Source organism: Corynebacterium bouchesdurhonense (assembly GCF_900078305.2).
Classification (GTDB): domain Bacteria; phylum Actinomycetota; class Actinomycetes; order Mycobacteriales; family Mycobacteriaceae; genus Corynebacterium; species Corynebacterium bouchesdurhonense.
This window is the reverse complement of the sequence record NZ_LT546028.1, coordinates 1167674-1190536: the sequence shown is the minus strand read 5'-3', so window position 1 is coordinate 1190536 and position 22863 is coordinate 1167674. Positions and strand designations below refer to the sequence as shown.

Genomic DNA, 22863 nt, shown 5'->3' with positions numbered 1-22863 from the left:
TGGCGCAGGGCACCGCCACCATCCTACGGTTGCCCGCGCTGCCCCTCCCGCGGTGAGGGGGCCCGGCGCGGATAAGCTCGGCCGCATGGCCAACCCGATCGACTTCACCCAAACCGCCGACATTGTGGCACCCCAGCTGCTCGGGTGCGTGATCACGCACAACGGGGTGAGCATCAGGTTGACCGAGGTGGAGGCCTACACGGGCACGGCGGACCCGGCGGCGCACACCTTCAACGGCAAGACGGCGCGCAACGCCGCCATGTTCGGCCCGCCGGGGCGGCTATACGTCTACTTCTCCTACGGCATCCACCACAACGGCAATATCGTGTGCGCGCCGGAGGGCGAAGGCCAGGGCTGCCTCATGCGCGGCGGCGAGGTGGTGGCGGGTGAGGAGCTCGCGCGCGAGCGGCGCCAGCGCCCCGAGCGCGCCCGGATCCCGTACGAGAACCTGGCGCGCGGGCCCGGCAACCTCGGCCAAGCGCTCGGCCTCAGCCTGCCCGACAACGGCACACCGGTGCAGCTCACCGCGCGCGAAGAGGAGCCGGAGTGGGTGGCGGGTCCGCGCATCGGCATCTCCAAGAACGCCGACGCGCCCCTGCGGTTCTGGATCCCGAAGAACAAGACGGTGTCGACACCGAGGGGGTATCCGAGGACAACGGGGCGTCGATAAGCAGCTAGTGCTTCTTGCCCTTCTTCTTTTTCTTGCCCTCCACCTTCGCCTCCTCCAGCTTGGCGGCGACGTCCGGCACGTAGCGGAACTCGTCTCGCGGCGGGCGCACGTAGTCCGTGGTCTCGGGCCGCGGCGGGATCTCCGGCAGGTCCGGGGCGATGTGCTCGTAGGGGATGGTGGACAGCAGGTGCGAGATGACGTTGATGCGCGAGCGCTTCTTGTCCTCGCTCTCCACCGTGTACCACGGCGCGGAGGGGATGTCGGTGTGGATGAACATCTCGTCCTTGGCGCGGGAGTACTCCTCCCACTTGGTAATGGACTCGAGGTCCATCGGCGAGAGCTTCCACTGGCGCAGCGGATCCTCGCGGCGGGACACGAAGCGCTTGTACTGCTCCTCGTCGGAGACGGAGAACCAGTACTTGCGCAGCATGATGCCGTCCTCCACCAGCAGGCGTTCGAAGATCGGTGCCTGGTGCAGGAAGCGACGGTACTCCTGCGAGGTGCAGAAGCCCATGACGCGCTCAACGCCAGCGCGGTTGTACCAGGAGCGGTCGAAGATGACGATCTCGCCGGCCGCCGGCAGCTTCTCCACGTAGCGCTGGAAGTACCACTGGCCCTGCTCGCGCTCGGTGGGCTTCGGCAGCGCCTCCACGCGGCAGGTGCGCGGGTTCATGTACTGGGTGATGCGCTTGATGGCGGAACCCTTCCCCGCGGCATCGCGGCCCTCCATGATGATGACCAGGCGCGAGCCGGTCTCCACGACCCACTGCTGCATGGCCACCAGCTCAGCCTGGAGGCGCAGGAGCTCCTTCTCGTACGCTTTCTTGGACAGCTTCGGCGGATTTTTCAGGTCGCTCATGGTTACAACCGTAACCTAGGGGGCTAAGAGACTTGGAACTCCGCCATCTCGTCCCACTCCGTCTTGCCCTCGATGAGGGTGTTGATGATGGTGGGGGTCTCCGCCAGGATCGTGGGGAAGAACTCCTGCGCCGCCTTGAAGTGGTCGGATTTCACGTGGGCCTCGGCCGCGTCGTCCTGGAAGGCCTCGATGAGCAGGTACTCGTCCGGGTTGTCCTCGTTGCGGTACCAGTCGAAGAAGATGTTGCCCTCCTCGGCGCGGGAGGCATCGGTGAAGTCCTTCACCAGCTCGCGGAAGTTCTCCACGTTCTCGGGCAGGGGCTTGAATCGCACGTTGATCAAAATCATGCGCCCCACCCTAGCCACCTCTCCGGACTCAAGCCGCTACGGCACCAGCACGGTGATGTTGCCCGGCCCGGGCTTCGTCGCGCCGGTGCGCCCGGCGGGAATCCGGGCGCCGCGGTCGGCGATCACCGATTCCAGGTGCGCACCGGCCGGCACCACCGCGTCGCCGCTGAGCACGCTGCGATTGACCACGGCCCCGCGCTCCACCCGCACGCCCGGGCCGATCAGCGAGTGCGACACCTCGCCCGCCACGTCCGCGCCGGGGCACAGCAGCGAGCCGTCCACACGCGCACCCGGCCGCACCCGCGCGGGCGGCGCCCCCGCCAGGTTGGTCATGAGGGGCCAGGCGGGGTCGAACAGGTCGATGCCGCGGCCTTCGATGAGCTCCATATGCGCCTGGAAGTAGGCGTCGATGGTGCCCAAGTCGCGCCAGTAGCCACGCAGGTCGAACGAGTGCACCCGACCGTGGGCCACCATGTGAGGCAGGATCGTGTCGCCGTAATCGGCCAGCTCCTCGCCGTCCGAGCCGGGCCCAACCAGCGTGTCGCACGCCTCGCGCAGCGCCGCCACCGAGAACACGAACACCTCGGTAGCCACCCGCGAACCCGCCGGGTCCGAGGGCTTGTAGGCATACTCGGCCACCCGGTCGCCCTCGAGTTGCACCACGCCGTGGCGCGACGGGTCCTCCTGAACCTCGGTGGTCACCACGGTGACATCACTGCCTAGCTCGGCGTGCTGCTGAAGCACGGGGCCGAAGTCGAGCTGGTAGAGGTGGTCGGCGCTTACCACCACTACGTCTCGCGCGCCCACCGCCTCCAGGTCCTGCAGATTTTGGTAGATGGCGTGTCCGTTGCCGGCGGTGAAGCCGTCGCCCTCCCCGCCCTGGCGCGGGGGCAGTACGCGCAGGCCCTCGCGGGTGCCGTCGAGGTCCCACGGGCGGCCGCCGGCGAGGTGGCGGTTGAGCTCGCCGGGGCGGTACTGCTCCGCGATCCACACGGTGCGCAGGCCGGAGTTGGCGAGGTTGCTCAAGGTTGCGTCGATAAGCGAAAAGCTCCCCGCGAGCGGCACGGCGGGCTTCGAACGGTGATCGGTGAGCGGCGCGAGGCGGCTCCCGCGGCCGCCGGCGAGGACGAGGGCGACGACATCTGCCATGCGCCCCATTGTTCCGCAGCTCGCGGGCAGGCGCAGCGCGGAGCTAGCCCTCCAGCCGCTCCCCAAGCTCGAGCCACTCCAGCTCGAGCTCCTCGCGCACCTGGCGCGCCGCCTGAAGCTCGCGTGTCTTCGCGCCGATCGCCTCGAAGTCCGGCGCGTCCGCCGCGGACATCGCCGCGATCTGCGCCTCCAGCCCCTCCGCGTCCCGGTCGGCGCGCTCGAGCTTGCGCTCCAGGGCGTTCATCTTCTTGCGCAGCTCGCGCTCCTCCTGCGAGGAGAGGGCCTTGTGCTTGTCGACGCCCCCCTGCGCGCCGCCACCCGCACCGCTCCCCGCAGCGCCGCCCGCAGCCCCACCCAGGTCCAGCACCCCCGCCTGCGACTGCTCGGCGGCGCGGCGGTCGAGGTACTGCTGGATGCCGCCCGGCAGGTTAGTCAGCCGCCCGTCCCCGAACAGCGCGTAGGTGTTGTCGGCGATGCGCTCGATGAGGTATCGGTCGTGGGAGATGACCACCAGGGTGCCGGGCCAGTTGTCCAGCAGGTCCTCCAGCTCCTGCAGAGTGTCGATGTCCAGGTCGTTCGTGGGCTCGTCAAGCAGCAGCACGTTCGGCTCGCTCATCAGCACGCGCGTGAGCTGGAGGCGGCGGCGCTCGCCGCCGGAGAGGTCGCCGACCGGGGTGCGTTGGCGCTTGGGCGAGAACCCGAGGCGCTCCGCCAGCTGGGACGCGGAGATCTGCCCCTTGCCCAGCTCGATGTAGGTGGCCACGTCCTCCACCGCGTCGATCACCCGTCGCCCGGGATCCAGATCATCCAGCTCCTGGCGCAGCCAGCCGATGCGGGTGGTTTGCCCCTCCACCCGCTTGCCGGCTGCCAGCGGGTATTCCCCCGCCAGGGTGCGCAGCAGCGTGGTCTTGCCGGAGCCGTTGACGCCGACGAGGCCGATGCGCTCGCCCGGCGCGAGCCGCCAGGTGAGGTGGTCCACCAGGGTGCGCCCGTCGAGCGCGCCGATGCGGGCGTCCTCCAGCTCAATTACCACCCGGCCCTGGCGCTGCTTGGAAAACGCCATGAGCTCGACCTTGTCGCGCGGTGCGGGCACGTCGGCGATGAGCGCCTCGGCCGCCTCGATGCGATATCGGGGCTTGGAGGTGCGCGCCGGAGCGCCGCGGCGCAGCCACGCCAGCTCCTTGCGCGCCAGGTTGCGGCGGCGCTGCTCAATGGCGTCGGCCTGGCGGGCGCGCTCGGCGCGGGCGAAGGTCCAGTCGTTGTAGCCGCCCTCGTAGACGTCCACGGTGCCGTCGTGCACCTCCCACGTCAGCGTGGCCACGGCGTCGAGGAACCAGCGGTCGTGCGTGACCACCACCACGGCGAGCTTGCGCGCGAGCAGGTGGTCCGCCAACCACTGCACCCCCTCCACGTCCAGGTGGTTGGTGGGCTCGTCAAGGACCACCAGGTCCAAGTCCTGCACCAGCGCGGCGGCGAGGTTGACGCGGCGGCGCTCGCCGCCGGAGAGCTCGCCCACGGGCGTGTCCAGTCCCAGCGCCGCCACTCCGGTGCCCTGCAGCACCTCGCGCACCTTGGCGTTGGAGGCCCACTCGTAAGTCTGCAGCCCCAGCGGCTCCACTACTGCCTGGCCCACCGTCACGGCGCTGTCCAGCTCGAAGCGCTGCGTGACCACCGCCATGCGCAGCGAGGAGTTGTGGGACACGCGCCCGGCATCCGGCGGCTCGATGCCGGTGAGCACCTCCAGCAGCGTGGTCTTGCCGCCGCCGTTGACGCCGACGATGCCGATGCGGTCGCCCGACTGGATGCCCAGCGAGACGGCGTCCAGAAGCGTCTTCAGGCCCCAGGACTTGGACACGTTTTCGAGGTTGATCAGGTTAGCCATCGCGTGTGATTCTACGGTGCAAGCAGCGGGTGCAGCGCTCGGTCCCGCTGGAACTGCGCCACGATGTGCGCGCAAGCCAGCGCGTCGGAGTCGGCGCGGTGGTGGTCAAGGCGAAAGCCCGGCGCGCAGTAGGCGGCCACAGTGGGCAGCGTGTGGTCCGGCAATTGCGGCAGCAGGCGCCGGCTCATACGCGCCGTGCAGTAGAACTCCGTCGGGAACGTGCCGGTGAAGTAGTAGCGGTCCAACCCCCGCCACACCGAGGCGTCGAAGGTGGCGTTGTGCGCGTACACCGGCGCGCCAGCGACGAACTCCACCACGCGGTCTGCGATGTCGAACCAGCTCGGGGCGTCCTCCACGTCGCCGCGGTAGATCCCGTGGATGTGGCTGAATTCGAACGCGATGTGTTCCTCCGGCGGGCGCAGGTAGGTGCAGAAACTCTCCGCCACGTCGCCGTCCTCCACGCGCACCATCCCCACCTGGCACGCGCTGGCGCCGCCGACGCGGTTCGCCGTTTCGAAGTCAACCGCCACAAAGCTGTCTTGGAGGAGCTTGCTTCTCGACGGTATATATTTCGCCGCCCTCCCCCGCCTGCCTGCCGCACCCGGCTGGGCGGGCGCGGGTTCGGCCGCGAGGTCGCAAAGGCGCGTCTCCACGGCGCTGGTGTTGCCGTCGAGGTGGTAGCGGAGGGCGTCGAGCAGTGCCATGCGCAAAAATCGTACACGCGTTCGGCAACGGGTTCGAGTGCGCTAGGCCATCCGCACCCCGTGGGCGGGCCCGCCGCAGGCGAAGGCCTGGTAGCCGGGGAACACCTCTCGCACGCGCGAGCGCACGGCGAGCGCGTGCTCCTCACCCTCGCACAGCATGGCCACGGTGGGGCCCGAGCCGGAGACGATGGCGCGCAGCGCGTACGCGTTGCCGAAGTCGAGCACCTCGCCAATTGCCGGCCGCAGCAGGCGCGCCGGCATCTCCAGGTCGTTGTGCAGGCCCGCGGCCAGCTCGTGCGGGTTACCCGTGATGAGCGCGTCCGTCACCCGCGACGGGTCGAGCTGGGGCGCAAGCTCCGGGTTTCCTTCGCGCAGCTGGTCGAGCTTGGCAAAGCACTCGGCGGTGCTCAGCGTGGTCGCCGGGTTCACAAACACCCACCAAAACGGGAGCTCCGAGGGCAGCGCGCGCAAATGATCGCCGCGCCCGCGCCCCACGGCGTTGCCGCCGTGCACCGCAAACGGCACGTCGGCCCCCAGCCCCCGCGCGAGCCCCTCGGTGTTGTGCCAGGCCCCCACGGGCTCGCCCCAGAAGTGCTCGATGTAGTGGTGTGCGGCGAGCAGCGCGGCCGCGGCGTCGGCGGAACCGCCGGCCATCCCGCCCGCGATGAATACAGATTTGTCAACCTCAATTCGCAACTTGGGCAGCGCGGGGTGGATGATCCCGGCCGTTGCGTCGCAGTTCATGCGCCAGGCGGACACGGCCACGTCCACCGCCCTCCACGCCAGGTTTTTGGGTGTGTCGATGTTCTCCGGCAGGGTGTCGTCGAACAGCCACCGGGTGCTGATGCCCTCGACCACGGATCCCAACCGCGTGCGCTCGGCGCCGGGTTCGACAACCAGGCGCACCACCTCGCGGCGGTCCACAGCCTGGAAGACGGTGGTCAACTCGTGGTAGCCGTCCCACATCCGCTCCCCCACGCCCAGGTGCAGGTTGACCTTGGCGGGCGCGGAAGCGGTGAACACAGTTCGCTGGGCCATCTGCTCAGCCACGCTGCTCACCCAGCCTGACAAAGTCCTCCACCGAGAGCGCCTCGCCCCGCAGCCCCGGGTCGATGCCGGCGGCGCGCAGGGCGTCCTCGGCGGCCTGCGGGGACCCGTAGACGGCGGCCAGGGTGGAGCGCAGGGTCTTGCGGCGCTGTGCAAAGGCTGCGTCGACAAGCGGAAAAACCTGCCCCTTCAGCGAGCGGTCCCGGCGCGCGTCCACATCGATACGCACAAGCCCCGACTCGATGTTCGGTGCCGGCCAGAACACGTTCTTGCCAATGGTCCCGGCGCGTGAGACGTCCCCGTAGAACGAGGCTTTGACGCTGGGCACGCCGTAGATTTTGGAGCCGGGGGCCGCGGCCAGGCGGTCCGCCACCTCCTTTTGCACCATCACCAACACCCGCCGGATGGAGGGGAACTCCGCGAGCAGGTGCAGCAATACCGGCACGGAGACGTTGTAGGGCAGGTTGGCCACCAGCGCCGTCGGCTCTGCGTCGACGTCGGCGCGCGTCACCTTCAGCGCGTCCTTGTTAATAACCGTGAGCCGCCCGGCGTATTCGGGGGCGCGTGTGCGGGCAGTCTCCTCCAACCGCCCAGCCAACCGCGGGTCGATCTCCAGCGCGACCACGCGGCGCACGGTGTCCACCAACCCGAGGGTGAGCGAGCCGAGGCCGGGGCCTACCTCCACCACCACGTCCTCGGGCGAGAGGTCCGCGGCGGCGACGATGCGGCGCACCGTGTTCGGGTCGTGCACGAAGTTCTGGCCGAGCTTTTTGGTGGGCACCACGCCCAGATCGTCGGCCAGCTCCCGGATCTCTACCGGGCCAAGCAGGTGGGAATCGCTCATGCAGGCTTAGCGTAGGCCAAGCTTCGCGGTGCAGGCCGGCCAGGCACCCCAGCCCTGGGCCGCCTGGGTGCGCTCGGCGATGGCGATCTGCTGCTCGCGGGTGGCCTGGTCCGCGGTGGGGGCGTACGCGGTGCCGCCGTAGGCCGCCCAGGTGCCCTGGTTGAACTGCAGGCCGCCTTGGTAGCCGTTGCCGGTGTTGATGGACCAGTTGCCACCGGACTCGCACGCGGCGATGGCGTCCCACACGGAGCCGCCCGCCACCGCGGGTGCGGACTCACTGCGCGGAGCGGCCGCCGGCTTGGTGCCGCGCGCGACGGTTGCAGGCTTCGCCTTGCGCACCTCGCGCTCGCCGGTCTTCTCCTCCTTCTCCACTTGGCCGTTGACCAGGGTGGTGCGGTGGTAGACCACCGTCTCGCCGGCCGCCCCCGGCTCGCGCACCTCCTCGGTGCCCTCCGCCAAGTTCGGGTCGTCCACGTACTCGGCGGGCGCCTCCACCGCAACCGTTTCCACGGTGCGGCGCACCTCGACGCGGTCGATCACAATGCTCATGTTCGCCGCAACCGGGTCCTGCAGGGAGTGGTTCACCCGGTCGTTCGAGCTCAGGGTCACGCCGCGCGCCTTGAGCAGCTCGCCCACGGTCTTGGCCGCCTCAGTGGTGAAGACGGTGTTGCCGGCGTCGGTGATGGCCACCACCTTCGGGGTGGTCACGTCCACGCTCAGGCCCTCGGTCACGGGCGCGTCGCGTTTGATGTCCGTGGCTGCGGAAGCGTCCACACCCGCCTCGCGCATCAGGTCGCCCACCGTGGCGGCGGTGGAGGTGAGCTGCTGCGCCACGCCGTCGATCACCACGGCAACCGGCTTAGCGGTGCGTACCGTCACAACAGCGCCGCTGACCAGCTTCTCGCTCGGGGCCGGGTAGACCAAGTCTTGGTCACCGACCTGCACGCCGGCCGCGGCGAGCGCGCCCTCCACGTTGCCGGAGAAGGTCTTCAGCTCGGTGGCCTGGCCGTTGACGTCGATGGTGACGTCCTTCTGCGCCGCCATCGCCGTGCCCGCGCCGCCGGCAATCACGGCGCCGGCGAGGGCGCCGGTGGCCACGCGGGTAGCGGCGCGCTTACCGGCTGAGTGTTTGGGGTTGAGGCGGGTGTGTGATCGCTTTGCGGCGGCAGACATGCCGGTAACAATACGATAACGGCCGGGCCTCTTTCAAGCTCCGGCGGGATATTTTTTGGGGCCTTACACGCCGTAGACCTGCGAAAATGTCTCACGCACCTCGCTAGCCACAACGGTCACATCCACCCCGCGCGCGTCGGCCACCACCTTCGCTGTGTGCCCGATCAGCGCCGGCTCGTTGCGCGCACCGCGAAACGGCTCGGGTGTCATGTACGGCGCGTCCGTCTCGATCAGGTACTGCCCCGCGGGCGCCAGCGCCGCCGCCTCGCGCAGGTACTCGTTGCGCTTAAAGGTCACGTTGCCCGCGAAGCTGAGCACGTAGCCGCGCTCGAGGGCCTCGCGCGCCACCTCCAGCGGCGAGGAGAAGCAGTGCAGGATCACGTGCGGCGGCCGCGGCGAGTCGGCCAGGATCCGCAGCACCTCCGCGTCGCCCTCCCGGTTGTGGATCATCAGCGCTTTGCCGCTCGCCGCGGCGAGCTCGATGTGCCACCGGAACGCCTCCTCCTGCACTTGGAGACTGGCGGTGCCGTCTGCGTCGTGCGCGAGCCAGTAGGTGTCGATGCCGGTCTCCCCCACCGCCACGCAGCGCGGGTCCGCGACCATCTCCGTCAGCCTAGTGCGCGCCGCCTGGTCGAGCTCTGCGGCGCGGGTTGGGTGGATAGCGCACGCGGCCACCACGCGATCGTTGTCATGCGCGGCCTTCAGGGCCGACTCGGCCTCCTCCAAGCCGTCGCCCACCGTGCAGATGCGCTCCACCCCGGCGGCGAGCGCGCGGTCCACCATGGCGTCCACGTCGGGTTTCGTCTTCGCGCCGGCGGAAGCGAGGTGGGTGTGAGCGTCGACAAGCCCAGGAATGCTCCCGGCGGGTACGGGTGTGGGACGCGGCTTCTTCTTACTCATACGATGCACTGTATGGCATTCAACGACATCGACGACCAGACCCGTGCCACGATCGAGGCGGATCTTGCGGAGGCGGCCGGGCGGGGCATCAACGGCTCGCCGGCGGACATCGTCGGCAGCTTCGAGGCCGAGTTGAGGGACTACCTCGCGCTGCCGCTCGACGTGCGCAGGGCGTACCCGCGCGGCGAGACCGCCCGCATCTACGGCACCGCGCTCGGCGAGTCGCTGGTGCGAGAAGGCTTCGCCTGGCGCTTGCTTGTCGACGACTTCGGGGCCGACCTCGTCGTCGCCCGCGACCCAGAAGGCCCAGACGAGAAGTACCTCGCGCCCCTGGTGGTGGTGGACCAGCGCTTCGAAGACGAGGAACCGGGCAAGCTCACCGCCTTCTTAGGCCAGTTCCTGTAACCCCGGGGCCTGCGCGGCCTGCGCGTTCTACGCGACCTGCGCGGCTACTGCACCGGCGCCCACTCGGGGCCGGTCTCCCCGAGCTCCGGGTCCAGCTTGGCAATCAGCGGCTCCGGCTTGGAAAGCTCCGTGCCGGGGGCGACCTCCACGCGACCCCACTGCGCCTGCTCCTGGGTGTAGTCGCCGGTGATGGTCAGGTAGGTCTGGCCCTTTACAGGCAGGCCGGCGCCCACGAGCGCGTACTCAGCGTCGTCCACAACCTCCTCCACGCGCGGCGCCGCGGCCCACACGCCGGTGCGGCCGAGGGTCTCGTGCACGCGCTGGGCAGTGTGCGGCAAGAACGGGGTGAGCATGGTGTTGCAGTCCGAGACCACCTGCAGCGCGGTCCACAGGACGGTGGCCAGGCGCTCGCGCTGGGCCTCGTCCTTGGCCAGCTTCCACGGCTCCATCTCCGCGATGTAGGCGTTCGCCTCGCCTACCACGTGCATGATCTGGGTGATGGCGGACTTGAAGCGGGCCTTGCTCAGGTCCTCCCCGGCGGCGGCGAAGGTGCGCTCCGCCAGGTCCAGGATGCGCTTGTCCGCGTCCTCGAGCGGCCCCGGCACCGGCACCTGTCCGAAGTTCTTGTGGGCCATGGACACGGTGCGGTTCACCAGGTTGCCCCAGCCGTTGGCCAGCTCGTTGTTTACGCGGCGGACAAACTCGTCCCAGGTGAAGTCCGTGTCGTTGTTCTCGGGCCCCGCCACGGCGATGAAGTAGCGCAGCGGGTCCGGCCCGAACTCCGCCAGGAAGTCCTTGACGTAGATCACCACGCCCTTGGAGGAGGAGAACTTGGAGCCGGACATGGTGAGGAACTCCGAGGAGACGACCTCGGTGGGCAGGTTCAGCTCACCGTACTCGTGCAGCTGCCCGCCCTTCGAGCCCTTGCCCGCGTAGCCGAGCAGCTCCGCCGGCCAGATCTGGGAGTGGAAGGTGATGTTGTCCTTGCCCATGAAGTAGTAGGCCTCGGTGTCGGGGTTCTGCCAGAACTCCTTCCACGCCTCCGGGTTGCCGGAGCGCTGCGCCCACTCGATTGAGGCGGACAGGTAGCCAATCACGGCGTCGAACCAGACGTAGAGCTTCTTCGACGGGTTGTCCTCCCATCCCTCCACCGGCACCGGGATGCCCCAGTCGATGTCGCGGGTCATGGCGCGCGGGCGCATGTCCTCCAAAAGGTTGAGGGAGAACTTCAGCACGTTGGGGCGCCAGTCCTCGCGGGTGGACAACCACGCCTCAAGCGCGTCGTGCAGGGCAGGCAGGTCGAGCAGGAAGTGCTCGGTCTCGATGAACTTGGGCGTCTCGCCGTTAATCTTGCTCACCGGGTTAATCAGGTCCGCCGGGTCAAGCTGGTTGCCGCAGGTGTCGCACTGGTCGCCGCGCGCGTCGGTGGCGCCGCAGATGGGGCAGGTGCCCTCGATGTAGCGGTCCGGCAGCGTACGGCCGGTGGACGGGGAAATCGCGCCCTGGGTGGTCTCCTTGACCATGTACCCGTTGGCATAGAGGCCCTTGAACAGCTCCTGCACCACCGCGTAGTGGTTGCGGGTGGTGGTGCGGGTGAACAGGTCGTAGCTCAAGCCCAGGCCGGCGAGGTCCTGCACGATCTGCGCGTTGTAGCGGTCCGCCAGCTCCTTGACGGTTACGCCCTCCTTGTCCGCCTGCACCAGAAGCGGCGTGCCGTGCTCGTCGGTGCCGGAGACCATCAGGACGTTCTTGCCGGACATTCGCTGGTAGCGGGCGAAGACGTCGGAGGGCACACCGAAGCCGGCCACGTGCCCGATGTGGCGCGGGCCGTTCGCGTACGGCCACGCCACGCACACAAGAACGTTCTGAGAATCAGTCATGGGGTTCAGTGTAAATTATCGGGGCTTATTGCTTTTCGACGCTCCCTTGAACATGCCCTTCACCTGGCGCTGTCGCGGGCGCTAAGCGCCGCGTCGTAGAGCTCGCCGTTTTTCACACCGTGTTCGCGCGCGACCTCCTTCACCGCGTCCTTCATCCGCTCGCCCGCGTCCACGCGGGCGAGCACCTCGTCCACGAGGTCCTCCGGCTCCGCGGCAGCGACCTCCCCGCCCTCGATGACCACGGTGATCTCGCCGCGCAGCCCGTCCGCCGCCCACTCGGCGAGCTCGCCAAGGCCGCCGCGGCGCACCTCCTCGTAGGTCTTGGTCAGCTCGCGGCACACCGCTGCGCGGCGGGTGGGGCCGAGAACCCGGGTGGCGTCGGCAAGCGTTGCCCCGATGCGGTGGGGGGACTCGAAGAAGCACACCGCGCGCCGCTCCCCTTTCAGCGATTCGAGCCACGCCTCGCGCGCGCCTGGCTTGCGGGGGGCGAACCCGTCGAAGATGAAGTGGCCGACGTTGAGCCCGGACAGCGCCAGCGCCGTGGTCACCGCCGACGGCCCCGGGATGCAGGTGACTGGCACGCCGGCGTCGTGCGCCGACGCCACCAGGGAGTGGCCAGGGTCGGACACCAGCGGCATGCCCGCGTCCGTGACCACAAGCACCACGCCCGCGCGCGCCGCCTCGATAAGCTCGTCGGCGCGCTGCGCCTCGTTGTGGTCGAAGTTGGAGACCACCCGCCCGCGCGGCTCAACACCAAGCGCCGCGGCGAGCGCCCGCGCGCGGCGGGTGTCCTCCGCGGCGATCACGTCAGCGGCCTCGAGGGCGGCGCGCAGGCGCGGGGACGCGTCGGCGGCGTTTCCCAGCGGGGTCGCGGCGAGCACCACGCCGCGGGCGGGGAGCAGATCGGGGTCTCCGGTGGCAACCATAGGGCTCAAGCGTAGCCTGCGGCAGCTACTATCCTTGTTCGTGAGCACGCTCGATACGCCACCCACGCCTCCCGCGCCGCCCGCGCCCACCCAGCAAGACAGCGCGGGCGGCGCCGCGCCCCGCCCCCACCGGCCGAAGCGCCCCGCACCGGGCGCGCCCGTGAGCGTCCCGTGGTCCAAGCGCGACACCACCGCCGCGCTAGTCCTGGGCGCACTGGCCCTGTTCACGCGGTTCCTCGGCCTGCTGCAGCCCACCAGCTCCGGCACCCCGGTGTTCGACGAGAAGCACTACGTGCCCCAGGGCTGGGACATGGTGCGCAGCTCCATCAACCCGGTCCTCGGCGGCATCGAGTCCAACCCGGCGTACGGCCTGGTGGTCCACCCGCCGCTGGGCAAGCAGCTGCTGGCGTTCGGTGAGACGTTCTTCGGCTACACCCCGCTGGGCTGGCGAGTGATGACAGCCCTGTTCGGCGCCGCCGTAATCGTCTTCACCTTCCTGCTCGGCCGGCGCGTGAGCCAGTCCACCACCGTCGGCATCTTCGCCGGCGCGATCGCGCTGTTTGACGGCGTCCTGTTGGTCTCCGCCAAGTTCGGCATGCTGGACATGTTTGAGGTGCTCTTCATCATCGCCGCCGCCTGGACGCTGGCAGGAGACATGCGCCAGGTGCACCAGCGCTGGCACGGCGCCTGGCTAGCCGGCGAGGTGGCAGCGGCCGGCCCGCTCGGGCCCCGCGTGGGCTTCCGTTGGTGGCGCTTCGCTACCGGCGTGCTGCTCGGCCTCGCCCTGTCGGTGAAGTGGTCGGGCCTGTACTACATGGCGTTCTTCGGCCTGCTCGGCTCGTTCTGGGACCTGTGGCTGCGCAAGCGCTACGGGGTGGAGAAGCCCCTTGCGGGGGCATTGCTTCGCGACGTCCCCTCAGCCCTCGCCTCCATCGTCCTCGTGCCGCTTCTGCTCTACGCGTGGTCCTGGCGCGCCTGGTTCGCCTCCGAGACCTCGGTGTACCGGCACTCGCTCGCGGACGGCTCGATTGCCGCCTCCGACTGGCCGTGGCTGTCCCACCTGCCCGAGCCGATCGCCGGCTGGATCTACTACCACCTCTCCGTGGCCGAGTTCCACGCCTCGTTAACCTCTTCGTCCGGCCACTCCCACCCCTGGGACTCCAAGCCCTGGGCGTGGTTGGTGGGCGCGCGCCCCATCCTCTACTACTCCGCCACCGACCTGGACTGCGGGCGCCTGGGCACCTGCCGGGAGATGATCTTCCTCTTCGGCACCCCGCCTATCTGGTGGCTGACCGTGCCGGTCCTGCTCTGGGCAGGATGGGTGTGGCTGACCCGCCGGGACTTCCGGGTGATCGTCCCCCTCATCGGTTTCGCCGCCGGCTTCCTGCCGTGGCTGGCCGCCTTCGACCGCCAGATGTACTTCTTCTATGCCACCGCGCTCGCTCCGTTCACCGCAGTGCTCATCGCACTCGCGCTGGGCAACATCGCCCAGCGCGGCGAGCCGGTTCGCTCCGGGGTGATCCGCAAGCTGGCGGGCACCACCCCGCGCACCGGACAGGTGGTGGTGGTTGCCTACCTGGCGGTTGTCGCGGCCGCCTTCCTCTACTGGTCCGCCATCCTCTACGGGTTCCGTGTGCCGGAAGGCTTCTACCAGTCCATCATGTGGCTGCCGAGCTGGAAGTAGCGGCTGGAGGCAGCGGCTACTGTGGGTTCGCGTTGAGCAGCGCCCAAGCGCGGCGTACCTCAATCCCGCGGTCCGCGGCCCATGTCCACACCAGCGCGAGTGACGTGAGCAGCGGCACCACCACCAGCCCGGCGCTGAATTCGCCGATGTGCAGGATCGCGTCGCGCACCGCAAACCCGGCGGTGAAGGTGAACATGGTGCCCACCACCAAAAGCACGCCGGGCACTTGGGACGGGCGCCACGCGCTCAAGCCCAGTGCGAGCGCTACGCCGAAGCGCACGGAGGCGAAGGAGGTGCTCACCGGGTCGGGCGCCCCGGCGGCGGCCACGGGCAGCACCGCCCAGGCGGCCCACACCAGGGCCATCGCCATCAGCGCCACCCGCCCGATCGCCAGCGTGACCATCCGCCGCTGCGCCAGCTTGCGCCACGGGTCGCTCACCCCCGCCAGGATCACCTCGGAAAGGTCGGGCGGGGCTACCGCGGCGTCCACGTCGGCGAGGCCGAGGCTGCGTCCGAGGGCGAGCGAGCGTTCCCAGAACCGCTGGCATTCCTCGCACTGGGCGAGGTGGGCGTCGACCACGGATGCGTCGACAAGCAATGGCTCCCCATCGAGGCGCGCGGACAGTGCCGCCTGAATCTCGTCGTGGCTAACCATCGCGCGTGAGCACCCCGTCCAGGCTGGCGCGGCCGGAGCCGAACACAACAATCACGAACAGCGCCACCGCGAGCACGAGCGGGTACTCCACGCCGCCGTCCTCCACGAAGAAGCCGTGCTCCAGGTGCACGAAGTACCCGCCGGCCAGCACCACTAGCACCAGCAGGGAGGCGGCTATGGTGGTAAGCAGCCCGATGATGAGGAACGTGCCAGCCAGCAGCTCGGCGGTGCCCGCGAGGTAGGCGCTCAGCGTCGGCTGCGGCACGCCCGCGGCTGCGAGGTCCTCCGCGGTCTGGCGCATGCCCGCGCCGAACCAGCGCTGGTAGCCTCGCGCCACGAACACCACCCCGAGCACGGCGCGCAGGAGCAGCAGGGCGAAATCGCGCACAGCGGGCCGGTTCATGCGAATAAGAGTACTCATGGAACCGACGGGCCACGAACGGAGTCCAATACGTATGAGTAATGCAGAAAAACCCACCCACCCCGTCATCGGCGAAGACGGGCTGGCGCGCCCGCCGTGGGCCGCGAGCGACCCGCTGCTGCGGGAGTACTACGACACGGAGTGGGGCATGCCCGTGCGCGATGAAGCCGGCATGTTCGAACGGCTTTGCCTCGAAGGGTTCCAGGTTGGCCTGTCCTGGCGCCTCATCTTGCAGAAGCGCGAGCGGCTGCGCGAGGCGTTCTGCGGGTTCGTGCCCGAGGAGGTCGCGCGGATGGAGGGCATTGAGCACTTGCTTGGTGACGCAACTTTGACCCGCAACCGCCGCAAACTCACCGCCCCCCCCTGACAAACGCGGAGGCGGCGCTGCGCCTGCGCGAGGAGGGAACAGACCTGGCCGAGCTGATCTGGTCGTTCAAGCCCGAGGCCACGCCGGTGCCCCGCACCGCGGACGAAGTGCCCACCCGCTCCCCCGAGTCCGAGGCGCTGGCCAAGGAGCTCAAGCGCCGCGGCTTCACGCTCGTGGGGCCGGTGACCATGTACGCGCTGATGGAGTCCGTGGGCATCGTGGACACCAACCTGGTGGGCACGTGGCGCCGCGGCGCCTCGGGAGTGTGGGGCTAGTCCTCCTCCAGCTCCGCGAACGCCTCCTCCACCGAGTCGTGCTCCTCGCGGGAAGCCTCCCACACCTCCTTCGCGGCATCGAGGTTCACGATGGCGATGATCGCGCCGACGATGATGTCGAACCAGGCCGTTGGCCAGACGAAGGTGAGCAAGCCAGCGACGATGATGAGGACGTTCGCCAGGGCATCGTTGCGGGCGGCGAGCCACGCGCCCGTAGTTAAGCTTGAGCCCTCGTTGCGCAGCCGAACCAAGATGAGCGCGCAGATCACGTTGACCACCAGCGCGCCGGCCGCCGTGGCCGTGAGCCCCTCTGGCGAGGGCGCGGCCGGGTTGAGCAGCTTGTGGATCACCGTGCCGATTGCCGCGATTGCCGGGATGAGGATGAGCGCGGCCAGCGCGCCGCCCACCTGGCGGCGGCGGTGCGCCGGCCAAGCAACGGCGAAGAAGATGAGGAGGTTGATAGCCGTATCCTCGAGGAAGTCCGCCGAATCCGCGAACAAGGAGGCCGAGCCGATGGCCACCGCCACGCTGAACTCGACGAAGAAGTAGGCCAGGTTAAGCAGCGCCACGATCAGTACGGCGCGCCGGATGCGTTCTGTGGACATGCTGGGAGATGGTACCTACTACTCCTGACATGCAGCACCGGCCCCCGCCGTGTGGCGGGGGCCGGTGGGGTTTTGTGGAGCTAAGGGGAATCGAACCCCTGACCTTCGCATTGCGAACGCGACGCTCTACCAACTGAGCTATAGCCCCGCAGCTGTTACGAGGTTACTCCTGGCGCCCGGTGATCTGAAATCGCCGGCCTGAGCTGCCGGAACGCTTAGCTTGCGCGGTCAAACTCCGGGATACGCTCGGGGCGGCGCGAGCTGTACTCCGGCTCCGGCTGGCGGTAGCGCGGCAGGTGGTCGAAGTCCGGGCTCTCGTCGTCCATGTCCACCACAATCGCGCCGGCCCGGCGGCGCCCTGTGGCAGACGCGGCGTGCTCCGTGTGGCCTGTGTCCACGCCGAGGCGGGCGCGGCGCAACTGACGCATGCGGCGCTGACGCAGGGCGCGCTCCTTCTTCACCAGCTGGCGCAAGGCGACGAGGAACCACGCGGTTAGCCCGATCGAAATCGCCGGCAGCACCCACACCCACCCGCCGAACATCGCCGCGGCTACCAGGGTGATCACGCAGGCGATCAACAGCCCGGCGAAGGTGCGCTGGCGGCGCTGGTAGCGGCTAGCGCGGTTGCGCTCGTCCTGCTGCGGGTCCCAGCCGCCGCGCCCGCGGCGGGTCTGGGCGAAGGCGATGTCCTCGTCGGTCGGCTCGGTGTCTGCGTCCCCTGCCTCGAGCGTCTCTTCCTCGTCGGCCGAGTTGGCCGCGTCATCCGCGTCGTCCGCGTCGACCTCGGCATCCTCATCAACGTCGACCGAGTCGGCGAGTTCCGCCTCCGCGTAGCCGAAGTCGGACGGATCGAGGTAGGCCTCGGTGTCCTCGGTGCCCGCAGTGTCCTCGGTGTCCGCAGTATCCCCAGCGTCCTCGGTGTCCTCGGTTGCCCCAGCGTCGTCGGTATCCTCCATGTCCTCGGCCGCCGCCCGAGCCTGCAACACGGAGACCGCGGTGGAGCCGCCACTCGCCGGGGTTTCGCCCTCTGCCGGGGCATCATCCTGGGCCGCCGCGTCCGCGGGCTCCGCCTCGGCGTCGATGACCGCGGGCTCCGCGGCCACCACCTCTGCGGAGGCGGTGCGCTTGGCAAAGAGGGGCTTGAGGCCGCTCTTGGTGTCGTCGATAAGCACCCGCTCCTCGTCGGAGACCGCCTCGACCACCTCGTACTCCCCCTCTTCGGGGCCGTAGCGGTGCACGTCCGCGGCGGTGAGCTTGGGGCGGCGGCGGGCGGCAACCGGGGTCGAGCCGCCCTCGTGGAGCACGCGCGTTTCCTCATAGCCCTCGCCGGAGCGGCGGATCGGCTTGTTGTCGCCCAGCACCAGCGGGGCAAGGACAATCACCCACACCACAATGATGAGCAGGATGATCAGGCTCGGGCCCATAGCGGCGGCCACCTTTCGTCGCAAGCGTTGGAGGGTTCGCAGTTAGTTACAACAACGGTATCGGCGGGCGGTGCGCCTCCGGCCCCGGCGCGCCGGTGCCGGGCGGGCGAATTCGCGCGGCTACCGCAGGCGCCCGGCGGTCGCGAGGCGATCCACCGCGTCGGAGGGGAAATCGTCGCAGTTTAGGGCCACGAAGTAGTGGTCGCGCCACTCGCCGTCGATGTGCAGGTTGCGGCGCATGAAGCCCTCCTCGCGGAAGCCGCACGCTTTGAGCACGCTTCCCGACGCCGGGTTGGACGGCAGAAAGGTAGCCGTGACGCGGTGCATGCCCACGCGGTGGAAGGCGTGGTCAACGCCCAGCGCGCACGCAGCGGTGGCGATGCCGCGGCCCATGAACGGGGAGTGCACCCAGTAGCCGATCCAGCACTCCCCCACCGCACCGTGCTGGATGTTGCCCAGTGTGACCTGGCCGGCGAACTGCCCGTCCGCCTCGATGACCAGGGGCACCACCACCCCGTCGGCCGCGAGGCGCTTGAGGTTGAGCCACGTGTTGCGCCACGCGGCGTGCGTGTGGGCGGCCTCCCAGGTGGACGGGGCGGTGGGTTCCACGGGTTTCAGCCACGCCTCGTCGGCGAGGCGCGTGGAGATCCAGGCGTCGCCGTCGGCGGCGCGCAGGGGTCGCAGGTGCAGCCGGGTGCCGCTGACAAGCTGCACCTCACGGGTGGATTCCGGCCAACCTGGCGTGGGTGCGCGAAACGGCTTGAGCAGGGCGTCGATCATGGGCGCGCTACGAGCGTTGCTGCAGGAACTCGACGTCCACGATCTCGCCCGGGCGCACGTAGGTGATGCCTTCCGGCAGCCGGATCATGGCGTTGGCCTCGGCGAAGCCCGCGAGCAGGTGGGCCGGCGCCCCAGCGACGCCGCCGAGGCTCTCCACCAGGTAATCACCCGTGTCCGCGTCGCGCATCAGGCGCGCCCGGATGTAGCCGCGGCGCCCGCCGATGGACTCGATCGCGCGCAGCGAGCGGGCCCGCACGGTGCGGCGCGAGGTGGAAGCTTTGCCTAACGACGCCCGGATCGCCGGCCGCACCATCACCTCCGCAATCACCAGGGCGGCCACCGGGTTCGAGGGCAACAGGAACGCGGGGACGCGCTCCTGCCCCAGCAGGCCGAAGCCCTGCACGGAGCCGGGGTGCATCGCCACGCGGGTGGTGTCCACCTCGCCCAGCTCGCGCAGCACCTCCAGCACCGCGTCCGCCCCGGAGCCGCCGACGGCACCGGTGATGACCACGAGCTCGCTGCGGGCCACGTTGCCGGCGATGGCCTCGCGCAGCTGGCGCGGCTCGGCGTTGATGATGCCGATGCGGTGCACGTCCGCGCCCGCCTCCTCGGCCGCCGCGGCGACCACGTAGGACGCCACGTCGAAGACCTGGCCCAGGCCCGGGTCCCGGTCAACGTCCACAAGTTCGAGGCCGTAGCTCATCACGGTCACGCGCGGGCGCGGGTACGCCAGCACCTTGTCGCGCCCCGCGGCGGCGATCAGCCCGATCTGCGCCGGGCCGAGGATAGTGCCCGGGCGCACGGCGATGTCTCCCGGCTGGATGTCGTCGCCCGCGCGGCGGACAAAGTCCCCGGTGCGCACGGGGCGCTCCGGGGTGACGCGCTTGGTGCCGCGGTCGGACCACGCCAGGGGCAGCACGGCGTCCGCGAGCGTCGGCGGCGGCGCGCCCGTGGCCACGCGACCCGCCTGCTTCGGCTGCAGGCGCAGCGGTTTATGCGACCCCGCGTTCACCCTGCCCACCACGGGCAGTGCGCGCTCGCGGGCGGGGGCCGGGGCGGACTCCTGGTCCTCTTCGCCGCTGTCCTGGTGCGCGCCGGGTCCAGTACCCGGGCGGGACAGACCGACCGTTCCCCCCACGTCCACGGAGCGGACCGCGTAGCCGTCCACCGCCGCCTGGTTGAACCCAGGCAGCGGCTTGGTGGCGGCGACCTCCTCGGCACACATCAGGCCGAGGGCGTCGCCGAGGCCGACGCGGATCGGCTCCGGCGTCACCGCCGCATCGACCACCATCTCTAGCTGGTCCTCAACGCTGCGCATCGGCCCGCTCCTTTTCCCTGCCGCCTACCTGTCGCCTACCTGCCGCCGCCTGGTTAGCCGAGCTCGGGATGCTCTGCCTCGTAGTCCGCGATGATTTTCTTCACCGCGGTGTAGAGCGCCGGGCCATACTTCTTGTCCCGCAGGCCGAAGTCCACGTTCGCGGGGATATAGCCGCCTGGGTTGCCCAGGTCGTGGCGCTTGCCGTCGTGCACCACAACGTGCACCGGGTGGCCCTCCTGGATCATGAGCTCGATGGCGTCGGTGAGCTGCAGCTCGCCCCCCTTCCCCGGCTCGATCCGGCCGAGCGCGTCGAACACCGCCCGGTCCAGCAAATAGCGGCCGGTGGCCACCAGCGTCGAGGGGGCTTCCTCCTTGGCGGGCTTCTCCACCATGCCGCGCACGCGCATGACGTCTACACCGTCGACCGTGTCCGAGGCCTCCTCGACGTCGAACACGCCGTAGTTGAACACCTCGTCCTCCGTGACGTTGAAGGCGCACAGAACGCTCCCGCCGAACTTGTTGCGCACCTCGACCATCTTGGCCATCACCCCGAACGGCAGCACGAGGTCGTCCGGCAGCATGACCGCCACCACGTCCTCCTCGGCGTCGAGCGCCGCCTCCGCACAGCCCACCGCGTGGCCGAGGCCGAGCGGTGCGTCCTGGGTCACAGCAACCGCGTCGATGAGGCCGTGGGCGCGCGCCACCTTCTCCGCCTGCTCATCCTTGCCGCGGGCCCGCAGGCGCTCCTGGAGGGTGGAGAACTCGCCGAAGTGGCGCATGATCTCCTGCTTCTCCGGCGCCACCACGATGGCTAGGCGCTCGGCCCCCAGGTCCGCCGCCTCCTGCGCGATCAGCTCAATGCCGGGCGTGTCCACCACGGGCAGCAGTTCTTTCGGCACCGTCTTCGTGGCGGGCAAGAACCGCGTCCCCATCCCCGCCGCTGGCACCACTACCGTGCGCACGCTCGAGAAGGGGGAAGCTTGATCGCTAGACTTCTGCATAAACGGGAAGTTTACCTGCCCACCACCGCATCCCAGTTTCCGACCCGAGCACAGTTGCCTAAGCAGAAAGGGCTGATCGGCGTGAGCGAGCAGCTTGGCGCAGACAAGCACGGGGCCCGCCAAGAGCGCACGCGTTTCCGCAGGCAGCTGCGGGAGAACCCGCGGCGCAAGGCCGCGCTCGACGCCGCGCTGGCAGAGCACGCCATCGCCTGCGTGGATCACTTCGGCGCGGCCGGGCGCGCGGTTGCCGCCTACAGTCCGCTTCCCTCGGAGCCGGGGCCCGAAGACCTACCGGCCCGGCTGGCGCGGCGCGCGTCGAAGGTGTGGCTGCCCATCTCCATGCCCGGCGGCGAGCTCGCGTGGGCGCTGCACGGCAAGGGCACGGTACCCGGCGCGCTCGGCATCACCGAGCCCGAGGGGGCCCGCTTCAACTCGAACGTGCTGCGCTCGTGTGCGTTGCTCATCGTGCCTGCCCTGGCTGTGGACCGTGGCGGCATGCGGCTGGGTAAGGGTGCCGGCTACTACGATCGGGCACTGACAGCGCTGCCCCGGCCCGCAGCCCCGGTTGTCGCTGTGGTGTACGACGAGGACGTCATCGAGCGCGTGCCTCATGACACCCACGACGTTCCGGTGGACGCCGTGATTACCCCGTCCGGATTCTTCGCCGTTTGAGGGAACCGGGGCGGGTCCGCGCGCGTCTAATACGCATGGATGTTGATCGCCTGCGCGCCCTCGCCCACCCCGGCCACCGCCGCTCCACCGTCATCCGCCGCGCGCTCGCGGCGGCGCTCGTGCTCGCCGCCTTTGGGAGCCTGCTTGTCGACGCAACCCGGAGCGACCCCGCCGTCACCACCTTCGCCCACGACCTCCCCGCCGGAACGCTGTTGACCGCGGAGGACCTGGCGCAAACCCGGCTGCCGGAGGCCGTGACGCCGGCGAACGTCGTCGCCGACCCGTCGCTCGCAGCCGGGCAGATCCTCGCCGCCGGCGCCGCGGCCGGCGAGGTGGTCACCGCCACCCGCCTCGTGGGCCCGGACCTAGTCAGCGGCCTAGTGGGCGGGGAACCGCCGGGCGAGGAGTTCACCATGGTGCCACTCGCCCTAGCGGAGAAGGACATTTTGCCGATGCTGCACCACGGCGCCCGGGTAGACGTGGTGGGCCAGGGCCCAACGGTGATTGCGCAGGGCGGGCGCATCGTCACAGTTGGCGAGGAGGGCGCGGTGCTCGTGCTGCTGCGCCGCTCACAGGCCGCGGCGGTGGCGGCCGCCTCGCTCACTGACCCCTTGACCGTGGTGCTCAGCGGCGGCGGCTTCGGCCCCGCGCCTCCCGGCACCGGAGGCTAACCGTGGTGCGGCGGGCGCTCGTCGAGGTAGTAGTCCAGGCCCGTGAGCTGCTCGGGCGCCTCGTCGTCGTACTCCACCACCCGCTCGCCGTCGGCGCCGCGCGCACCCTCCCCGCCGCGCACGGGCGCGTCCGCGGTGCGGTCGTACGCCACCGGCGAGATGCGCGCGGCGCGGCGTCGGTTGCGGCCCATACCTGTTGCGCCC

The 22863-nt window shown here is 69.9% G+C and carries 24 protein-coding genes, 1 tRNA gene and 1 pseudogene; 6 read left to right on the top strand and 20 right to left on the bottom strand.

The window, feature by feature from the left end:
- The first annotated feature begins 85 nt into the window (after positions 1-85).
- On the top strand, positions 86-670 hold the full coding sequence (locus tag BN4252_RS10465; RefSeq protein ID WP_066530508.1) for a DNA-3-methyladenine glycosylase: 585 nt from the start codon (positions 86-88) through the stop codon (positions 668-670).
- A 4-nt stretch (positions 671-674) separates the two neighbouring features.
- Here the strand turns inward: BN4252_RS10465 and ppk2 are convergent, their stop codons facing one another.
- From ppk2 to BN4252_RS10420, 9 genes are all read right to left on the bottom strand, one after another.
- Positions 675-1529, bottom strand: a complete 855-nt coding sequence (gene ppk2, locus BN4252_RS10460; protein ID WP_066530506.1) for a polyphosphate kinase 2 — start codon at positions 1527-1529, stop codon at positions 675-677.
- Between the two features lie 23 nt (positions 1530-1552).
- Positions 1553-1876 (bottom strand): putative quinol monooxygenase, encoded by a 324-nt coding sequence (locus BN4252_RS10455; RefSeq protein ID WP_066530504.1) that lies wholly within the window; start codon positions 1874-1876, stop codon positions 1553-1555.
- Positions 1877-1912: 36 nt separating this feature from the next.
- Entirely contained in the window at positions 1913-3025 is a 1113-nt protein-coding gene (locus BN4252_RS10450) for a glucose-1-phosphate adenylyltransferase family protein (protein ID WP_066530501.1), read from the bottom strand.
- 43 nt (positions 3026-3068) lie between these two features.
- Complete coding sequence (locus BN4252_RS10445) at positions 3069-4907, bottom strand: ABC-F family ATP-binding cassette domain-containing protein (RefSeq protein ID WP_066530498.1); 1839 nt, start codon at positions 4905-4907, stop codon at positions 3069-3071.
- A gap of 11 nt (positions 4908-4918) precedes the next feature.
- Positions 4919-5611: an exonuclease domain-containing protein gene (locus BN4252_RS10440; protein WP_078056902.1), complete on the bottom strand. Its 693-nt coding sequence runs from the start codon at positions 5609-5611 to the stop codon at positions 4919-4921.
- Positions 5612-5653: 42 nt separating this feature from the next.
- Positions 5654-6661, bottom strand: coding sequence for a GHMP family kinase ATP-binding protein (locus BN4252_RS10435; RefSeq protein WP_230208635.1), 1008 nt, complete (start codon positions 6659-6661; stop codon positions 5654-5656).
- The gene (gene rsmA, locus BN4252_RS10430; protein ID WP_066530496.1) at positions 6654-7502 is read right to left on the bottom strand and encodes a 16S rRNA (adenine(1518)-N(6)/adenine(1519)-N(6))-dimethyltransferase RsmA; all 849 of its coding nucleotides are present in this window, start codon (positions 7500-7502) and stop codon (positions 6654-6656) included. The genes BN4252_RS10435 and rsmA overlap by 8 nt, the downstream gene beginning before the upstream one ends.
- 6 nt (positions 7503-7508) lie before the next feature.
- On the bottom strand, positions 7509-8675 hold the full coding sequence (locus BN4252_RS10425; protein WP_078056901.1) for a resuscitation-promoting factor: 1167 nt from the start codon (positions 8673-8675) through the stop codon (positions 7509-7511).
- A 63-nt stretch (positions 8676-8738) separates the two neighbouring features.
- A complete protein-coding gene (locus BN4252_RS10420) occupies positions 8739-9575 on the bottom strand; it encodes a TatD family hydrolase (RefSeq protein WP_066530494.1) in 837 nt (278 codons plus the stop codon).
- A gap of 12 nt (positions 9576-9587) precedes the next feature.
- Between BN4252_RS10420 and BN4252_RS10415 the strand changes: the two genes are divergently transcribed.
- Entirely contained in the window at positions 9588-9980 is a 393-nt protein-coding gene (locus BN4252_RS10415) for a DUF3806 domain-containing protein (RefSeq protein ID WP_066530491.1), read from the top strand.
- A gap of 44 nt (positions 9981-10024) precedes the next feature.
- Here BN4252_RS10415 and metG read toward each other — a convergent pair whose 3' ends face one another.
- Both metG and rsmI read right to left on the bottom strand, forming a co-directional pair.
- Entirely contained in the window at positions 10025-11860 is a 1836-nt protein-coding gene (gene metG, locus BN4252_RS10410; protein ID WP_066530483.1) for a methionine--tRNA ligase, read from the bottom strand.
- Positions 11861-11919: 59 nt separating this feature from the next.
- Positions 11920-12786 carry a 16S rRNA (cytidine(1402)-2'-O)-methyltransferase gene (rsmI, locus tag BN4252_RS10405; protein ID WP_066530475.1) on the bottom strand — a complete coding sequence of 289 codons (867 nt, stop codon included), beginning with the start codon at positions 12784-12786 and terminating at the stop codon, positions 11920-11922.
- 160 nt (positions 12787-12946) lie between these two features.
- Here rsmI and BN4252_RS10400 point away from each other — a divergent pair, with 160 nt between their 5' ends.
- Positions 12947-14470, top strand: a complete 1524-nt coding sequence (locus BN4252_RS10400; RefSeq protein ID WP_096877801.1) for a dolichyl-phosphate-mannose--protein mannosyltransferase — start codon at positions 12947-12949, stop codon at positions 14468-14470.
- Between the two features lie 16 nt (positions 14471-14486).
- Here BN4252_RS10400 and BN4252_RS10395 read toward each other — a convergent pair whose 3' ends face one another.
- Positions 14487-15125, bottom strand: a complete 639-nt coding sequence (locus tag BN4252_RS10395; RefSeq protein WP_066530474.1) for a zf-HC2 domain-containing protein — start codon at positions 15123-15125, stop codon at positions 14487-14489.
- Entirely contained in the window at positions 15118-15528 is a 411-nt protein-coding gene (locus tag BN4252_RS10390) for a DoxX family protein (RefSeq protein ID WP_066530471.1), read from the bottom strand. Before BN4252_RS10390 ends, BN4252_RS10395 begins: the two co-directional genes overlap by 8 nt.
- Before the next feature lie 52 nt (positions 15529-15580).
- Here BN4252_RS10390 and BN4252_RS10385 point away from each other — a divergent pair.
- Positions 15581-16188 (top strand): annotated as a pseudogene (locus BN4252_RS10385) (DNA-3-methyladenine glycosylase I).
- Here the strand turns inward: BN4252_RS10385 and BN4252_RS10380 are convergent.
- The 6 genes from BN4252_RS10380 to BN4252_RS10355 all read right to left on the bottom strand — a co-directional run bounded on the left by BN4252_RS10380 (position 16185) and on the right by BN4252_RS10355 (position 21316).
- Positions 16185-16793, bottom strand: a complete 609-nt coding sequence (locus BN4252_RS10380) for a cation transporter (protein ID WP_066530467.1) — start codon at positions 16791-16793, stop codon at positions 16185-16187. The pseudogene BN4252_RS10385 and the gene BN4252_RS10380 overlap by 4 nt on opposite strands.
- Positions 16794-16868: 75 nt before the next feature.
- Positions 16869-16941, bottom strand: a tRNA-Ala gene (locus BN4252_RS10375).
- Positions 16942-17008: 67 nt separating this feature from the next.
- Positions 17009-18217 carry a divisome protein SepX/GlpR gene (gene sepX, locus BN4252_RS10370; RefSeq protein ID WP_066530465.1) on the bottom strand — a complete coding sequence of 403 codons (1209 nt, stop codon included), beginning with the start codon at positions 18215-18217 and terminating at the stop codon, positions 17009-17011.
- A gap of 120 nt (positions 18218-18337) precedes the next feature.
- On the bottom strand, positions 18338-18997 hold the full coding sequence (locus BN4252_RS10365) for a GNAT family N-acetyltransferase (RefSeq protein WP_066530463.1): 660 nt from the start codon (positions 18995-18997) through the stop codon (positions 18338-18340).
- 7 nt (positions 18998-19004) lie between these two features.
- Entirely contained in the window at positions 19005-20315 is a 1311-nt protein-coding gene (glp, locus tag BN4252_RS10360) for a molybdotransferase-like divisome protein Glp (protein WP_066530462.1), read from the bottom strand.
- A gap of 53 nt (positions 20316-20368) precedes the next feature.
- Positions 20369-21316 (bottom strand): UTP--glucose-1-phosphate uridylyltransferase, encoded by a 948-nt coding sequence (locus BN4252_RS10355; RefSeq protein ID WP_066530459.1) that lies wholly within the window; start codon positions 21314-21316, stop codon positions 20369-20371.
- A gap of 81 nt (positions 21317-21397) precedes the next feature.
- Here BN4252_RS10355 and BN4252_RS10350 point away from each other — a divergent pair, with 81 nt between their 5' ends.
- Together BN4252_RS10350 and BN4252_RS10345 are read left to right on the top strand one after the other, a co-directional pair.
- Entirely contained in the window at positions 21398-21988 is a 591-nt protein-coding gene (locus BN4252_RS10350; RefSeq protein WP_066530457.1) for a 5-formyltetrahydrofolate cyclo-ligase, read from the top strand.
- Positions 21989-22023: 35 nt separating this feature from the next.
- Complete coding sequence (locus BN4252_RS10345) at positions 22024-22659, top strand: SAF domain-containing protein (RefSeq protein ID WP_066530454.1); 636 nt, start codon at positions 22024-22026, stop codon at positions 22657-22659.
- On the opposite strand, the gene BN4252_RS10340 is transcribed toward BN4252_RS10345, so the two are convergent.
- Complete coding sequence (locus tag BN4252_RS10340) at positions 22656-22850, bottom strand: hypothetical protein (RefSeq protein ID WP_066530451.1); 195 nt, start codon at positions 22848-22850, stop codon at positions 22656-22658. The two genes, BN4252_RS10345 and BN4252_RS10340, sit on opposite strands and share 4 nt — an antisense overlap.
- Positions 22851-22863: the final 13 nt, after the last annotated feature.

Coding starts and splice junctions, on each gene's coding strand:
- rsmA (WP_066530496.1), bottom strand. CDS start 7,502: ATGAGCGATTCCCACCTGCTTGGCCCGGTAGAGATCCGGGAGCTGGCC.
- BN4252_RS10390 (WP_066530471.1), bottom strand. CDS start 15,528: ATGAACCGGCCCGCTGTGCGCGATTTCGCCCTGCTGCTCCTGCGCGCC.
- ppk2 (WP_066530506.1), bottom strand. CDS start 1,529: ATGAGCGACCTGAAAAATCCGCCGAAGCTGTCCAAGAAAGCGTACGAG.
- metG (WP_066530483.1), bottom strand. CDS start 11,860: ATGACTGATTCTCAGAACGTTCTTGTGTGCGTGGCGTGGCCGTACGCG.
- BN4252_RS10380 (WP_066530467.1), bottom strand. CDS start 16,793: ATGTCCACAGAACGCATCCGGCGCGCCGTACTGATCGTGGCGCTGCTT.
- BN4252_RS10440 (WP_078056902.1), bottom strand. CDS start 5,611: ATGGCACTGCTCGACGCCCTCCGCTACCACCTCGACGGCAACACCAGC.
- BN4252_RS10395 (WP_066530474.1), bottom strand. CDS start 15,125: ATGGTTAGCCACGACGAGATTCAGGCGGCACTGTCCGCGCGCCTCGAT.
- BN4252_RS10465 (WP_066530508.1), top strand. CDS start 86: ATGGCCAACCCGATCGACTTCACCCAAACCGCCGACATTGTGGCACCC.
- BN4252_RS10355 (WP_066530459.1), bottom strand. CDS start 21,316: ATGCAGAAGTCTAGCGATCAAGCTTCCCCCTTCTCGAGCGTGCGCACG.
- BN4252_RS10415 (WP_066530491.1), top strand. CDS start 9,588: ATGGCATTCAACGACATCGACGACCAGACCCGTGCCACGATCGAGGCG.
- BN4252_RS10345 (WP_066530454.1), top strand. CDS start 22,024: ATGGATGTTGATCGCCTGCGCGCCCTCGCCCACCCCGGCCACCGCCGC.
- BN4252_RS10445 (WP_066530498.1), bottom strand. CDS start 4,907: ATGGCTAACCTGATCAACCTCGAAAACGTGTCCAAGTCCTGGGGCCTG.
- BN4252_RS10450 (WP_066530501.1), bottom strand. CDS start 3,025: ATGGCAGATGTCGTCGCCCTCGTCCTCGCCGGCGGCCGCGGGAGCCGC.
- BN4252_RS10365 (WP_066530463.1), bottom strand. CDS start 18,997: ATGATCGACGCCCTGCTCAAGCCGTTTCGCGCACCCACGCCAGGTTGG.
- BN4252_RS10425 (WP_078056901.1), bottom strand. CDS start 8,675: ATGTCTGCCGCCGCAAAGCGATCACACACCCGCCTCAACCCCAAACAC.
- BN4252_RS10340 (WP_066530451.1), bottom strand. CDS start 22,850: ATGGGCCGCAACCGACGCCGCGCCGCGCGCATCTCGCCGGTGGCGTAC.
- BN4252_RS10420 (WP_066530494.1), bottom strand. CDS start 9,575: ATGAGTAAGAAGAAGCCGCGTCCCACACCCGTACCCGCCGGGAGCATT.
- glp (WP_066530462.1), bottom strand. CDS start 20,315: ATGCGCAGCGTTGAGGACCAGCTAGAGATGGTGGTCGATGCGGCGGTG.
- rsmI (WP_066530475.1), bottom strand. CDS start 12,786: ATGGTTGCCACCGGAGACCCCGATCTGCTCCCCGCCCGCGGCGTGGTG.
- sepX (WP_066530465.1), bottom strand. CDS start 18,217: ATGGGCCCGAGCCTGATCATCCTGCTCATCATTGTGGTGTGGGTGATT.
- BN4252_RS10455 (WP_066530504.1), bottom strand. CDS start 1,876: ATGATTTTGATCAACGTGCGATTCAAGCCCCTGCCCGAGAACGTGGAG.